General features: G+C 31.6%; 13 protein-coding genes. 10 read left to right on the top strand and 3 right to left on the bottom strand.

All coding sequences use genetic code 11. The features are described 5' to 3' along the window. Positions 1-44: 44 nt before the first annotated feature. The 3 genes from JVU85_RS10315 to JVU85_RS10305 are packed head-to-tail and all read right to left on the bottom strand — an operon-like array spanning position 45 to position 1,846. On the bottom strand, positions 45-749 hold the full coding sequence (locus JVU85_RS10315) for a hypothetical protein (RefSeq protein WP_204172489.1): 705 nt from the start codon (positions 747-749) through the stop codon (positions 45-47). Between the two features lie 33 nt (positions 750-782). Continuing rightward, positions 783-1,061 (bottom strand): hypothetical protein, encoded by a 279-nt coding sequence (locus JVU85_RS10310; RefSeq protein WP_204172487.1) that lies wholly within the window; start codon positions 1,059-1,061, stop codon positions 783-785. A 2-nt stretch (positions 1,062-1,063) separates the two neighbouring features. Next, a complete protein-coding gene (locus JVU85_RS10305; protein WP_204172485.1) occupies positions 1,064-1,846 on the bottom strand; it encodes an AAA family ATPase in 783 nt (260 codons plus the stop codon). A 291-nt stretch (positions 1,847-2,137) separates the two neighbouring features. Here JVU85_RS10305 and JVU85_RS10300 point away from each other — a divergent pair, with 291 nt between their 5' ends. From JVU85_RS10300 to JVU85_RS10255, 10 genes are all read left to right on the top strand, one after another. Further along, positions 2,138-2,575 (top strand): hypothetical protein, encoded by a 438-nt coding sequence (locus JVU85_RS10300; protein ID WP_204172482.1) that lies wholly within the window; start codon positions 2,138-2,140, stop codon positions 2,573-2,575. Beyond that, entirely contained in the window at positions 2,556-3,650 is a 1,095-nt protein-coding gene (locus tag JVU85_RS10295) for a flagellar biosynthesis protein FliS (RefSeq protein ID WP_165844806.1), read from the top strand. The genes JVU85_RS10300 and JVU85_RS10295 overlap by 20 nt, the downstream gene beginning before the upstream one ends. Before the next feature lie 16 nt (positions 3,651-3,666). Continuing rightward, positions 3,667-5,568: an AAA family ATPase gene (locus JVU85_RS10290; protein ID WP_204172478.1), complete on the top strand. Its 1,902-nt coding sequence runs from the start codon at positions 3,667-3,669 to the stop codon at positions 5,566-5,568. Between the two features lie 16 nt (positions 5,569-5,584). Then, a complete protein-coding gene (locus JVU85_RS10285; RefSeq protein WP_204172474.1) occupies positions 5,585-9,373 on the top strand; it encodes a hypothetical protein in 3,789 nt (1,262 codons plus the stop codon). Between the two features lie 45 nt (positions 9,374-9,418). Continuing rightward, positions 9,419-9,883, top strand: coding sequence for a hypothetical protein (locus JVU85_RS10280; RefSeq protein ID WP_204172472.1), 465 nt, complete (start codon positions 9,419-9,421; stop codon positions 9,881-9,883). Between the two features lie 88 nt (positions 9,884-9,971). Further along, positions 9,972-10,304, top strand: coding sequence for a hypothetical protein (locus JVU85_RS10275; RefSeq protein WP_165844803.1), 333 nt, complete (start codon positions 9,972-9,974; stop codon positions 10,302-10,304). Positions 10,305-10,428: 124 nt separating this feature from the next. Next, a complete protein-coding gene (locus JVU85_RS10270) occupies positions 10,429-10,689 on the top strand; it encodes a helix-turn-helix domain-containing protein (protein WP_145461760.1) in 261 nt (86 codons plus the stop codon). Next, entirely contained in the window at positions 10,686-12,920 is a 2,235-nt protein-coding gene (locus tag JVU85_RS10265) for a hypothetical protein (protein WP_204172471.1), read from the top strand. Before JVU85_RS10270 ends, JVU85_RS10265 begins: the two co-directional genes overlap by 4 nt. A gap of 24 nt (positions 12,921-12,944) precedes the next feature. Beyond that, positions 12,945-13,832: a hypothetical protein gene (locus JVU85_RS10260; protein ID WP_204172470.1), complete on the top strand. Its 888-nt coding sequence runs from the start codon at positions 12,945-12,947 to the stop codon at positions 13,830-13,832. Between the two features lie 51 nt (positions 13,833-13,883). Next, on the top strand, positions 13,884-15,833 hold the full coding sequence (locus JVU85_RS10255; RefSeq protein ID WP_204172467.1) for a hypothetical protein: 1,950 nt from the start codon (positions 13,884-13,886) through the stop codon (positions 15,831-15,833). The last annotated feature ends 59 nt before the right edge of the window (positions 15,834-15,892 follow it).

The raw sequence follows: 15,892 nt of genomic DNA, 5'->3' as shown, positions 1-15,892 counted from the left end.
AATTGTTAAGACCCTTGTATGAATTGATTATTCGTACAAGGGTCTTAAAGTGTATGAGCTTTTGGTTTTAAATAGGGTCTAAGATAAGGACTTAATTTATTAAAATCAGTAAATCCTTCACATATTCGTAATGGTGCAATTATAGTTATATAACCCGCTTCTATTTCTACCTTATTTTTGTTGATATATGTTACTTTGATTCCATGTACACTTGAACTAGATGTAAATAACTTATTTGAACTCTCGTTGTTTTCAAAATCTTTTGCTTCTCTTATTAGCTTTGGTGCGTCCAACATAATACCATCTATATCACTCACTAAATTTGATACTCTATAATTTAATTGAGTTTTTTTATCTTTAATGTGATTTATATTTTTAGCATATAGAAAGTAATCTACTATTAGATCATCTACGTTATTATTTTTCATTTGCTTTTTGTTGTTTTTGTTTGTGTCATTTAAATTCAAAGTCTCTTTAGTTACTTCTTTTGTTCCCGTTCCTATGGACTTTAAAAGGTACATAGATAATGAATTACTATTTGTATTTTTAAATACAACATTTAGAACTATAGGAGATAATATGAAAGCAACAAAAAGTGTTATTACTATATATAGAAAGTACTTAAAATTCTTTGAATCCCCATTGGCTGCATCAGCAACAAATGAATTAGAAAACTTAATAATCAATACAAAACCTATTAATGCAATGATTAATTTAGTTAGAAACAGTAATGTGTTTTTGCTTTTCATATTATCCCCTCCTTATTTAAGTAGAATGACTAATTATTTTAAAAGATCTTTGATAAATTGTTTTTTTGCTTCCCCATCTCCACCTACATGGTCGTGAATCATTTTGTAGATTTCAATAGCATTGCTAATTTCTCCTATATACGTTCTTGATCGTCTATCGTCAATAATCTCTGTTATTATATCTTTATCTGAATTATAAATTTTTTGTGTTTGTCGATCATCTTCGGATTTACCTTTTTTTCTTGTAACAGTCGGTAAATCTTCTTCTGTTTCAATATGTTTTTCAAAACCACCCATATTATTATCTACCATATTTATCCCTCCATAATTTTAATTCGTTCAAACATTTCTTCGACAACATCTATATACATACTTAAAGTTTTTTTGTCATAAGGTTCGTCTGTTGTTATACCGAATTTACCCCATGTTACAACACGATCAGAGGCTTTGATTATATTGTTGAAAACATTTTCTTGGAATTGGTCTATAATTTCTTGTTTTACACGATTACTAGTCGATGAATTAGGCTTATCTAAATAAGGAAGTACGCCTAATAGTTTTACTTTTGGATTAAACTCAACTAAAGAACCCACATAATTATATGTTTTTCTAGCACCTTCTGCGCTAGACTCTTCTGTTTTTGTAGCAATCAAAACATAGTCAGAACAGCAAATAGCATTTTTAGTTGCTATGTCTGTACTTGGTCTTGTATCGAATATGATATAGTCATAATCATTTTTTAATGGCTTTACCAGATTGAGTAATAAATAATATCTAGCATTTTTATCAAATTTTGAGATTACGTGTTCCGTAAAGTCTTCCATATCCCAATCTCCATGAACCAAATCCAAGTTTTCGTGAAGACTTACAATACTTGGTTTCAAATCCATTGCTAAGATACTATCCATTATATTTCTGCTAGGTTTGATTTTTTTGTTGAAAGTTCGTTTTAACTTTTTAGATGCGTCAGACTGAGGGTCAATATCTATAACTAATACTTTCTTTTCATACTTAGTGGCAAGTAAATATGAAAGTATTTCAGTTAAGGTTGATTTCCCTACTCCACCTTTGTAATTCGCTATAGTAATAGTTTTCACATTAATTCCTCCTTTTTTAATTAACTACCTACAATTTAATAAAAAATTACTATATCATTGTAATATGAGACTATAATTAGAACACTTTGTATCTTTTGTGTCCATAGTGTACATATAATATATCAATTTAAAACCATTTTGTAAATAATTACCCATCTAAAATATGTATAATATAATATTCTTTGTAAACTAATAGATATAATCATTTGTATATATTGAGTAGATATTTTATATATGTTATAATGTAGATATATTTAAAAGAATACTCAAATAATGATTGAAGGTGCTTATATGAGCGAATTAGATAATGATATAAAGAATTTAGAAAACACTGTAGATAATATTATTGAAATAGCTAAAAAGTACTCTATATATGATTTCATAAGCGGCGGAATAAAAATAACTACTATAAGAAGATTTACGCAAAGGGAGAAAGATATATTTTCAGTATCAACAGATACATTAAGGAAAATATGTAAACGTATTGATGAATTAAGTGATAATACGTTTTCTTACTTATATAGATTAAATTATTTATTAGAGGACTTTGTAAATAAGAATATTGATGTGTTAAAAACTAAAAAATTAGTAGATTTAGGAATTTCGAGAGAGACGTTAAAAAGAATGAAAAACAACGAAGAAGGGCAACCATATTATTTAAACACCCTCGTTAAATACGCAAGGTTAATCGAAAGTTGGAGGTGTACTAGTGTTGAAAAACCCGTTTAAACGTAAGAAAAAAGTGAGTAATAAACCTCAAAAGAAGAACAAAGCTAAAAAAAATAATTACAAAATCGTTGGTGGTCTATTAGGTGATAAGGATAAACGTACAAAGTCAGCAATTTGGTGGGTTGTATTTAGATTATTATGTGGAGCAGGCTTAATTATTGGTATATTTTGGTTCTTTCAAGGTAAATCAGCGATGAATTATGAAATTAAAAACAATACAACGCCTATAGGTACACAATTAGAATTTTCAAAGAGTGAAGCTAAAGTTAATATAAAAGACGTCTGGACAGATAAAAAACGGGACGTATTAGTTGTTAAAATCGGCTACACTAACGGAGCTAGAAAATCGTTGCCGACAGATGGTGAGAACTATAACTTAACACTTTTAACTAATAATGGAAAAACACCAAAATTGAGTGGGAGCTATGGAATGCTTGGAACCGAAGGCGATGGTTATCTATTTTTAAAAGGAGATATTGATAAAGAAGCATATCAACTAGTAATAGCTAACCAATTGAAATTATCCAGTGGTTCTCCAGACTCAAGTAGTAGTACGCAAACTACAGAAATCAGTGATGATTCTATGGAAAAAGAACTATCTGAAGCTTCATTTGAAGAAGCAGATGACAAAGGCGTATTGTTTAATAAATTTACAGGGAAAAATTCAGAACCGAAATATGACAATATAAACTTTAGAGTGAACGGTTTCTCGAAATCTACAAATGTTTACAATGGTACATTCCTTAAAAATGATGGAAGTATCGACTACGGAAAAGTAGTTAGTAAAACATCTGTAGATGCTGCAATTAATAAAATAAATAAACAGATTAAACAGGCAGAAGATAAACTGAAAACATATGAAGTCAGTAAAGAAGAATATGAAAAACGTGTTAAGAAAAATAAAAAAGATAAAGACGCTAAAAAATCAGTTGAAGATGTAAAAAAATCTATTGAAGATGAAGAGGAAACTATCAAGGATTTAAAAGAGTCTAAAAGAGCATATGAAGAGTCAGATTTCGATAAGTCTGATTTTGGTGCAATGCAAGAGAAAATGAAATTTATGAATCTTGACTAAAATTAGGAGGGATAAAATGAGTGAAGCAAACCAGCAAGAATTGATTGCAAATAAGTTCAAAGAATTAAATGAGTATTTTGGTTATGCATTAGAGTATTTAGATATAAGTTCTCCTCCTATTACAGGTAAAGATGAACAAATAGATCAATTAAATAAATATTTAACTAGGGAAGACACACCGGTTGCTATGATAATTGGTCTCCCCGGAGCTGGTAAAACAGCAACAGTGGAAAGTTGGGGGCATATCAAAGCTCAAAAAGGCATTGATGTGCATTTGATTACAGTAAATATAGGTGGGTTAGGTGAAGGAGCAGACCTAAAAAAACGTATTAGTACACTTTTACCAAAACTAAAAGAGTATGAAAATTTTTTAAAACAATTTAATGAATCTGCACGAGTTGTTTTATTTATAGATGAAGCACATCACATTGTCAGTACTTTTGGTAAAGGTTCAAAAGAAGGGTCAGACTTATTAAAGCCTTATTTAGCTAGAGCTGGTAAATATGTTGGTGTTATCGCAGCTACTACATTAAATGAGTACAACAAATATATAGCACCAGATGGAGCGCTAGTAAGAAGATTTAAGAATATGATTATTAATGAAGTAGATCAAGACATCACTGTACAGATACTAAGAAGTTGGCTTAATAATCATACGCAAACAGTATTCACAGAAAATGTGGACGATACTATATTGCATAAAATTGTAGAAGAAAACAGAAGACATAATACAGAATTAGCAGAACCAGCTAAATCAATAGACACCTTAGAATCTTTACATGCTTATTCCATAGATGAAAATATACCGATAGATGAAGAACTTTTAAACAGGGTTTTTAAAGCAGCAACAAATGTTGATTTAAATATAAATATAGATGTTATTAAGGCAAATAAAGTTTTGAAAAAACGTGTTAGAGGACAACCACTTGTATTGAAAGCTATGGATAGAACGTTAAAAGTCATGGAATTTGACGAACGTCGAGGTGACAGACCTATGGCAACTATTTTAAGTGTAGGGACAAGTGGTGTTGGTAAAACTGAAACAGCAAAGGCAACAGCAGAAGGAACAGAAAAAGATTTATTAATAATCAGTATGACAAATTTTAATACAGCAGAATCTGCTGAAAGGTTTAGAAGACATTTAGGGTCTCATATAAGACATAATCGTTCCTCTGTAATTTTATTTGATGAAGTTGAAAAAGCACATTCAACTGTGCAACTATCACTTTTACCAATATTAGATGAAGGATTAGTAACTTTCTTTGATAGCGGACAAGATGGTTATGAACAACCTTACACTGTATCTTTAAAAAACACTATTATCTTCGGAACATCAAATAAAGGTGCGGCTATATTTGGAAAAATTAATAACTATGCAAAACAAGTTGCTGAAAATCAAGAACAAGATATAGACAAATTAACGAAAGATATTCAATTAATGAATAGACAATTGAAACCGGAAATTAGAAGAGCATTAGAAAGAGACGATTTTAGACCGGAATTGTTACAAAGATTTAGCAGTATAATTCCATTTGCCACATTAGGAGAACGAGTATTAATAGATATAGCTGAAAAACAAATAGACGACATGGTTAAATATTTCTTGTCTAAAGGTTATGACATTCGTAGAAATCCACCAGAATATTGGGGTGATGATAAATATCCTTATAATGCAACTGAAATAGCAATGTATGTTGCTATTGAACGTATGATAAACAAAAAAGATGCTGGTGGATTAGGGGCAAGAAATATACGCTCTATTATTTTAGAGGAAATTGAAGGAGAAATCCTAGACGCTATATACGAATATCCGGGTGTTAAGAAGTTCAATTTAATGACTGACGGTAATTGTGTCTTTGAAGACGGAGATTCTGCACAATCAGAAGGACAAATCTTAGTAACACCATTTATGTATTAAGAAATGAGGTGATGTAATGAAAAATGTTTTAAGGTTTTTAGGAATATCTGCAATGATACTAGCAGTCGCATTACTATTATTAATCCCGCAAGCAAGTAGTAATGTATTAGCTGCTGATGATGATAAAGAAGATGAATCAAACAACGATACAGAAATCGTTGAACCTAAGGAAGCTATAGTTGATACCGAAAATGCGACTGGTGAAGGTGAAAAGGATGAAAATGAGTCTGATAAAAATGTTCTTTTAGAAGATAATTCTGTCTGGACAATGTATGCACAATTTATTATGTCATCAAAAGCAGAAAAAGAACAAAAGAAAAAAGATAAAGAGGAAAAAAAGAGTTATTTAGAAAAAAAAGTTCATCAAGCCTATGATGGAGCAATATCCGGTATCATTGGTAAAGGCGGTATAACATTAGATATTCCTTATACAAAAATGTATTCTTTGTCCAATGATCTTAGAGGTAATGATACTGATGATGAAAAAGATAGTTCCGGTACACAAATGGCTTCATTCCTATCGACCTATAGTCATTATGGCTATATTGATACAATGAGCGGTCAGACAGCAGTAGCAAATACAAAAAATGCAGGGGGCGGTGTTGGAAGAGCCATATTTGGTGGCTTTATTTCTTTTGCATTGGTAATCTATTCAGTTATTAACACAGCATTAAAATGGTTGATAGAAGCTTTAATTTCTGCCAATCCACTAGCTTTAATGGGATTTGGAGATTCAACAATAGTTGATGATAATCCTATTTCAAAAGCATTGCATAATTTCTTTGAGAATATTGGATTAGATTCTGAGTTTTGGGATAATCTAGCCAATTTTGGTTTGACGATTGTTACATTAGTATTTTTAATTTCTGTAATGTGGTTCTTGATGAAAGGACAAAGAAATGAAGCTTTACGATCTACTAAAGAATGGATAGTAAGAGTGTTTGGTATTGTAGCGGCAGCAACACTTGTATTATTCTTCTCTTCTGCAATGGCAAAGCAAGTAAAAAGTATTTATGAAGATACAAATATAGATGATGATTTAGTAACAAAACATTTATTTAATACTAGAGGATGGGCTGCTTCATCAAATTTATCTCCTAATGGGCTGCAAGGTAATGAATTTCCTAATGCAAAAGCCGATGAAGGACATGTAGATAAAGATTTCGACCCGCTTCGTTCAAGGGGATTGATAAGTAATATAAACGAAACAACATACAGTACTCTATATGGTATGGACGGCGAAGCATCTGGATTTGATTTGTTGAATCGCTGGATGGCGAATGAGAACTTTAACGTTAATACTTATATAGGTGATATAAAACGAGGAAATTTAAAAAATGGTGATTCTCAACTACCAGCATTTGATAACTATAAAGAAGATTTTGGTGGTAAAAATGTAAAAAATTGGGATAATGGCAACATAGAATATAGCATGTGGTCAGCTACACAAAACGTAGATGATGAATTAAGAAAAGTAGATAGTAAGTATTTCAAACCTAAATCAACAACAGGTGTAAGACAGCAAGACAGCTTTAGTACACAATCAGTTGTATTAATGCTTCAATCAAGTTTTGATAGTCAAGGTGCTTCATTCTATGCATATAATCTTGGCCCAACAGGTTTACAAGCTGAAATGAAAAACTTAACTACAGTTAAAACAGAATGGAAAGAAGTAACGCTTCCGGGTGACGGTGGTATAGGTGTAGCTGGTTCTTATATCAGTTTAGGCGCTCACGCATTAGTAGTTATTATTATAGGATTAGGCGTATTTTTAGCACTTTTAACATTAAATTTCTTTGAAGCCTTTAAGCGTATAGGTATGAATTTAGTTAAAATGGAAGCTTATGGTGATCCATTTGCATTTTTATCATTATTAATTATTTCATTAATGTTTGTAGTAAGTTTATTAATTGCTGGTATGGCTACTGGTGTGTTTATAGCATTAGCAAATGAATTAGCAGCAATAGTCGATAAAATGACATTAGGACATATACCTTCTGGATTTATAGATATAACGAAATCACTTGCGATGATATTCTTTGCTTACATTTTCGCTTTAAGAAAACCAACAAAGGGTGCTTATCCTCCTTTAAAATCATTTGTAGGGTTCCCTTTAACAGGTATAGCCTTTAAATATGATGATAAAGTTAAACAAATGAGCGGAAACATGAAAAATCGTGGTAAAGCAGGATTTAGAGCAGTTGGAGATACAGCTAGAGAATCTGTAGAAGGCACAAAAGATTTAGGACAAGAAACAGGACGTGCGACATCAAGTTTTGCAGCAGGAACAGCAGGCGGTTATTTAGGAGCTAGATATGGTAAATCAAGACGTAGAGGTAAAGGTGGACATCTTGGAAAACATGGTATTGCAAGCGCTAAAGAAACTGCTATTAATGCTCACAAAGGAAATAGAGCAGCGTCAGAAAATGCATATAATAATGGCGGTAGAAAAGCATTTAAAGATTTAAACGCTGAGAGACAAGCAGGCAAACAAGATAAATTGAGAAGAGACGAATTAAAAGAGCTTGGCTATACAGATGAAGAAATAGAACAAGTAATGGCAGCAGAAAATGGCAATACTAATACAGCAAATCCAGAAGAAAACAGCGTTGCTCCTTCTAAAGAACGTAATCAATCTATAGCACATAAACCAAATATGAATGACAATAAGGACTTCAAATCTAACGATCTAAATTCACCGAATAGTACAGATAGTTCAGAAGATTACAGAAGTAGACTAGGTGAAAGTGCAAAAGATGACTCTAAAGCATTTTTAACTGATAGTGCAGTAGATGCATTAGGAGGAACTGAGTTTGTAAATGAAAGTGGTGTAGCTGATATTGCAGCAATCAAACAAGCTCAAGAAGAAATAGCTAGAACTAGCCCAGAAAATCGTTCGGAAGAACTTCAAAATAAAGCTGACGTCCTTCAAAAAGCACATAACAGAGGAACAGAAGAGTTGGCTGGCAATAGTAATAAAGGTAGTGGAGCAAGCCCAAGTTCTGTAGTCGGAGAAGAAGGTAGAAGTACTGGATTTAATCCAAATGGTAAAGACAATACTGGAGGAACAGAAGAGTTGGCTGGCAATAGTAATAAAGGTAGTGGAGCAAGCCCAAGTTCTGTAGTTGGAGAAGAAGGTAGAAGTACTGGATTTAATCCAAATGGTAAAGACAATACTGTAAGTAAATCTTCTCAACGCAAGACAAGTGCTAATACAGAAGTAGAAACAAGCGAAACTAAAACAGAAGGTTCTGACAAACAAACAGACAATCTAAATAATGCGAATAGTAGAAATGGAAGTACAAACAGTTCTAATAATGCGGTAGGTAGTGTACCTAGAAGAAATAGCAGAAACGGAAGCACAAACAATGCCAATAATAAGAAAAATGCTGTTGAAAAACGCAAACCAGCAGCATCTAAAAAGGCTGTAAAACAAAGACAACAAGCAAAACAGACAAATCAAGCTACAAACAAGCAACCAACGAAAAATAATAGTACAACTCAAAGCAAGTCAACATATAATGATAAGTTGAAGAAGAATAAGGGTAAAACCAATTCTCAACCTAAACAACAAAGTAGTAAACAGACAGTGGAGAAAAAACAACCAACTAGAAAAAAATCATCAAGCAAACAAACAGTGGAGAAAAAACAACCAACTAGAAAAAAATCAACAAACACACAAAGTCGAAAAAATAGCACCAAAAAGCAAAACACAAAAAAAGTAGAAAGACGAACACGAACTAGTCAAAATGAAACAAATGAATATAGTTACAATGAAGTTCTAAGAAAAAATAGAAAACGTTAAAGTAATAGTGATATTTCACTATTACTTTAACAAAGGAGGGTTTTCATGAAGGACGAACCAATAATCAGTGAAGATGATTATAAGTACTTGTCGGAAGCAAAGTCGATAGAAGATTTCAATAATAGAATTACAGATATTAATAACGGTTTAGAGTATGCATTAAATACAGAATCAGCAAAAAAAATATTAAGAGACACACATTTTTTAAATAAAGATGGGTCGATAGATATGGTTTTGTACAAAGAAGTAATAGCTGAAATTTACGAAAATAAAGATGAAGATGAAAAAATTTATATTTCTGATGATGATTATCTGGTTCATGAATCCTTCTATCAAGGGGCAGAAGAAATCTATTATCACATTAAAGGTGGTGTTATGGGGAAATCAGTACATCTTGCAAAAAGAGTTAATAGGAAAAATGCTGAAAATTTAAGATCAGCGGCAAAAGTTGAAGAAGGCAGTATAGCATCGGGTATACAAAAACTTATAAATATTTTCAAAGGACGATAAAAATATTTACAAAAAATATTATTTATAATATGATTAGTTTATGTTAATATTAAGATATCACAGATAAAGTGAGAAAGGGTTGAATGGTATGGATCAAATTAATTCGTTTATAGAATGGTTGACAGATGCAAGTAACAGCACAGGATTAAAAATAGTTACACTTATAGGTATTTTGGGGTTATTCGTCACTTTAGCTATGGCAATCATTAGAGCATTTATGGGTAAATTTAAGCAAGCAATGATTTGGATGGGTATTTTCATATTCATTGCTATTCTAATGGGTTCTGGTTATGCAATCTTAACAGCTATAGGTTCTGGTACAGGTGAAGATATTGAAAACAATGTAAATATGATTGGTATCTTTACTACAGTAGGCGCCTATGGTGCTTATAAAAGTTACAATAAATTTAAACAGAAATAGTGAAATAGAAAGACAAGTTATAACAGTTTATAAGTGATAGAAGGGCGTCACAACGCCCTTTTTATTTAATCGAAACATGAAACTTCGAGTTTTATTGCAGGCTATTTTATGGTATAATTTAAGTATGAATAATAACGAAAATAACGGGTGCATTATCAACAGAAACAAACTCATTAAACATTCAAAAATTGTGCTGAAAAGTAAAAAATTTACTGGTGTTGAACTATCGAAAGAGGTGGGTATTCATGTTCAGCAAATTTATGGTTACAAAAGTGGGAAGCGAAGCTTAAAAGATGCGCAATTAGAGACCTTGTTGAAATTTGAAAAATTGTACCAAGAACATGAAGCATTTAAAAAAGCGAGAAAAGGGGAGCAAGATAAATGAGTAATTTTGAAGATTTGAATTTAGATAAAATAGAACTTCCAGATAAAACGTTTATCTCACTACCAATTTTAGTAACCTTGAACGATGAATATTTAGAAGGTAAATCTGATCGTAAGACCAAGCGATTGTGGGACGTGTTTTATAAAAGTTTTGGTGGAACAAAAGAGAAAAAAATAGATGAATATCAAGCAGTAGGAGATTTAGAACTTCCAGATGATGACCCTTTCAAAAATAAAGAACATGTTTTTGCAATTGATGTAGCATCATTTGGAAAAATTGAGCCAAAGCAAGAAAAGAATTTAGATTTTGGGATTCGGATACTACAAAACAATAATAGATTACTTCCAGTTGATTCTACAATGCAAGAGAAGGGCAAAGAGAAAAATATTAGTAGTGGATTAGAGTTTTCAGAGGTAGAAGAAAATGTAGAAGAAACTTTCAAGTATATATCTAGCTTAGCAGAGACTAAACGTTTTGAATCAATCAGCGACGAGAAGCGAGAAGATTACGAGAATAAAAAGGAAGAAGCAGAAATAAAGGGAAATCAGAGTAAAGAAAATAATTTAGTGTCAGCTACAGAAAGTATTGGTGTAGAAGATGATGAAAATAGCGAAGTAGAAAATTCAAAAGTAAATGAAGATAACACAGAATCTGTTGCTGATGATGTTATGGTAGAATCTACACCAAGTGAGGCTGATGTTGAATCTGAAACAGGACAGCAAAATGAATCAGAAGGTGAAGAAAGTGAAGACTATGATTTGCCAGATGATGATTTGGAAGAGATTGAAAGTGGTGAAAGCGAATATACGTTAAATTCGATTAAACAAAATTTATATTCAAATTTACAAAGCTATTTCCCACATTACAATTTAAAAGATTTAGATGTTGATGGAGATGTCCCAGAATTAGAGGACAAAGAGTACCAGAAACTCTATGCAATGACAGCAAAAGGTATAAACGACCAAGTAGATAGAGCTAATAAAAAAATTGCTTTAGAAAGAGAAAAGTCTATTAACAATCTATATAGACCATTAATCAGCGAAGCAGTGAAAAGATATTTTGATATTGAAGCTTTATATAAATACACAGATAGTGGAAGTGAATTTAACACTATTTTTGAAACATTAGAAAACAATCTAAATGAAGCGTTAAAAAACGTAGAAATACAAGCTGATGAACAAGAGCAAATTAAAAAGCAAAAACATGAAAAAAATAAAGAAACATATTTAAATAATTTACTAAAAAAAGAGTCTATTAAATATGACGAGGAAAATTTACCAAAAATAACCAAAGAAGTTGAAGCGTATAAAGAAGAATCTAAGAGTGATATTTACAATAAGTATAATTCACAAATAGATCAACTTGAAGATGACGTTGAAAGTACAGTTACAGAACGTATTGAGAGATTAGTTGATAATGTCATTAACGAGTATAAACCACAACTTGATTCGGCAATAGAAACATTAAATAGTGATTTGAATAATCAACTAGAAAAAATAGCAGAACAAAACCAAAGAGATTGGCAAAAATACAAAGAACAATTAAAAGAAATTGAAGAAGTTAGAACTAAAGCCGCAAATAGTCAAAGAAGCACAATTGACGCCGAAGTTTCAAAACGCACACAAGCCTATGAGGGTATGCAACAAAAATTAGAAGAAAAAGATAACCAAATTCATATGCTTCAAGTAAATTTGAGAAATGCTAAAGAGAGCAGTACTCAAAAAGATTATACACTTGATAGTGCCGCTACTGAAAGACAAGAGTTATTAAAACGAATGGATAAAAAGGAAGCGTATATAGCAGAACTTGAGCAAGAAAGGGAAGAGAAGAACGCCAAAATTAGACAGTTAAGTTCTTCTAACAGTTATATAGGCTATCCATTTAACCATACGCCTACCACAAAAGTAGGAAAGACAAAAGAAGTAGCAAAAAGTTGGTATGATAAATTTGAAAAATTAATTATAGCTACAGTAGCAAGTATTATAATAGCAATTGGTGTGTTAATAGCAGCTACTATTGTTTCAAGTAATGATGCAGATTCAAGCAGTCAACAAAATCAAATACAAAAACAACAAGAAGAAGTTAAGAGTCAGCAAGAAGAACAAGATAAAAAAGCGTCGGAATTAGAAGAAAAAGAGAAGCAGCAAGAAGAACAGCAGAAAAAACTAGATCAACAGAAGAAAGATAATGAAAGCAAAAAAGATTCAAAAGACAAGGATAAAGACAAATGATAGATAATAGGTGGAGGTGGTAAAGTGGAAAATCAAGAATTTGAAGATAAAACCAAAATAGGTGAATACTATGGTTATAAAGCAAATCCTAGACAAAACGTAAGAGACTTGCCATGGTATTTCCAATTCTTAGAAAAATTGAATTTACCCACTAGTACTACAAAAAGAGTAATTATATTTGTAAGTATGGTAGTTTTGATACCCTTAGCAGTTATATTTTATTTGCAAGGTGATATGTTAAAACTCAAATATTTATTACCGCCATTGCTATTAATTAGTTTATCAATTGTAGGTTATTTGATTCTATATTCTCTTGTTAATTCTTATAATGGATCGTTACTAAAATCGACTCATATTGTATTAACGCAGACTTTTAAAAGGATATTAGTACTACTTGGAAATGCAGAAAGAGATATAGAAAATGGTGTTCACACAGTGCATAATGATGGAACTATTATTTTCTCTAACGGTCAAATTGGAAGAGCATTTGCAATTGATGGCTCTACTAGTGCGACAGCTTTTCCATCAGAGATAGCTATACAAGAACAAAAAGCGAAAAGATTCCATCATTCGAGATTGAGAACAACAACAATAATTCAAATTACATCATCACAAAAGCAAAATGCAGAGAATCAGATATTAACAGCAGTCAACTTACAAAGATCAAATACAAATAAGGCTATAATAGCTATGATGCGACAAGAAGAAGCGCATTTAAGAGATAATATAGATAATAAAATGCCAACAGCAGTACAGCATCAAATTTATATGGACAAACGACAGTCTGATTTAAAAGATTCTATTCAAAAACTATATAGATTTGAAGCACAAGGTTACTACAATAGTGTAATACCACTAGATAATAAAGAAGATGTTCATAGACTTCTAGGTAACATGCTCAAATTTAAATAATCCAATGGCGGCATCTATATGGTGTCGCTTCTTTATAAGAGGTGACTCAATGTGAAGCTTTTGAAAATTTTCGATAAAAACAAAGGTAAGGAAACTAAAACAATATTAAAAGACCATAAAGACCCCAAATTGTACCCATCAACAGGATATAGTTACACCCCATCATTTGCACGAGCAAATAATCAATTTGCAACTATTACTAAACTAACAAATCACTTTGGACAAAATAGAAATCAAACTTATGGTTGGTTTGTTAATATACTTCCAGAAATTAACGTAGATGATGTTAAGGGTTATTTTATTGAAGTGAGCAAACCAATGACTGATGCAGACCAAAAAAAGATTATGAGTAAATCAGATTCTACCCTAGAAGCCTTAGATGAAGATAATCAACCTACAAAAGGTAATGCGGGGCAAAGAGAAATCAATGATTTACACAAGCATGATATACATCAAGCAAACAAATTTCATCGTAGACAAGATAAAGCTATAGATAGCAAAAAACATTTATTACTTGTGTCTAAAAATCCCGATAATATTTCGGAGCAATTAAAAGCTTTAAATGACTACTATCAAGAAGACCACGCAGGACTTAAGCTTGAGTCAGATGCAGGAGACCAAGAAAATTTATTCAAAGAATTATTAACACCTCCATCGGGGAATATCTATGAAGAAACAATGATGAGTGCAGAATATGCTGGTTTCGACCATGCAGTACGAAGAGGGTTGAACGATGATAGAGGCGTTGCAATAGGAGAACTAACCGCTTCATTAACAAATGGTTCAGCTATGATGGATTTAAATGGTTCATTCAAAAGTAAAATATTAGTTGGAGCGACAAAAACATCACACATATATAAATTTGATGAAAAGCTATCGGCTTCATCAATGTGGGGGCAAAAAGTAGCAAATCATGCTATGGCATACGGTCATAAAACCTTTCATATAGTGTTAAATGATTTTGATTATTTTGGTGAAGCTAATATTCCGGGTAAAAAGAAGACATTTTCAGCAGAACCGATTATGAATAATGTACTTAAAAAAATAAACTTAGCTAATGGAGGACTCAATCCATTACAATTATTCGGTGATCCAAAAGACCAAATACAAATTTATCATAGCCATTTAGATAAACTCGTTTATCAATTTTATTTATACACGAATAGAACAATGAATAATAAAATGATACCTAACTTACGAAAAGAACTGAATAACTTCTATGAAACCAAAGGTATTTGGAATAATAATGCTTATAAATATCCGGGTAGAATAAGAATATTAGGTAAAAGAGCAGACTCATACCCAACGTTCGACCAATTCTTATTTTCACTTTCAAATTACGCTGATGAAACAGCAGATATGGGCAGCCATAAGGTACAAGATGCTGAGGACATGGTAACATCATTAGAAACAATATTAGATACACATTACAATACAGTCAGCACATATACCACATTACCAGACCCAGATGACCCAGATATATATCAATATTATTACCAACTAAATGAATTGGAAGGCGATATAAAAGAAGCGCAATTTTTAAATGCTTTCGACTATATAGCTTATGCAGCTCAAGAGAATGATATTATAATGATTCATGGTGTAGACCAACTATCAACTGAGACAGCACGATATATTAAACGGACTTTAGAAAAGATGGAGAAAAAAGGTGTTAGAACAGCATTTTTATTTGATTTAATTGGTAGAAAGCAACGAGATAAAGAAGCAGAGAAGAAACATGAAGGTATTAATAATATAGAATACTGTGATATTTTTAACACAAACGGTATTTTTTACGAAGATATAGAAAACGAATTTGATTATACAATTTTGGGAACAATGTCAAAAAATGATTTATATAAATATGAGCATTTAATAAAACAGACGCTCCCGTCAGAATTAAGAAATATTATGACAGCAACTAAAGAAAGAGATCAATTCCAAGTAAGAAGACCAGAAGATTTCACATCAAACTTTGTTTGGGGGAACTTTGTATTATAGACAATAACCCCTAGTTTTAAAACTAGGGGTTTTATATTATATTAATATGTTAATTTGTA

Source organism: Staphylococcus sp. GDY8P72P, from assembly GCF_016890655.1.
Classification (GTDB): Bacteria; Bacillota; Bacilli; order Staphylococcales; family Staphylococcaceae; genus Staphylococcus; species Staphylococcus arlettae.
This window is presented reverse-complemented; position numbering and strand designations above follow the sequence as displayed.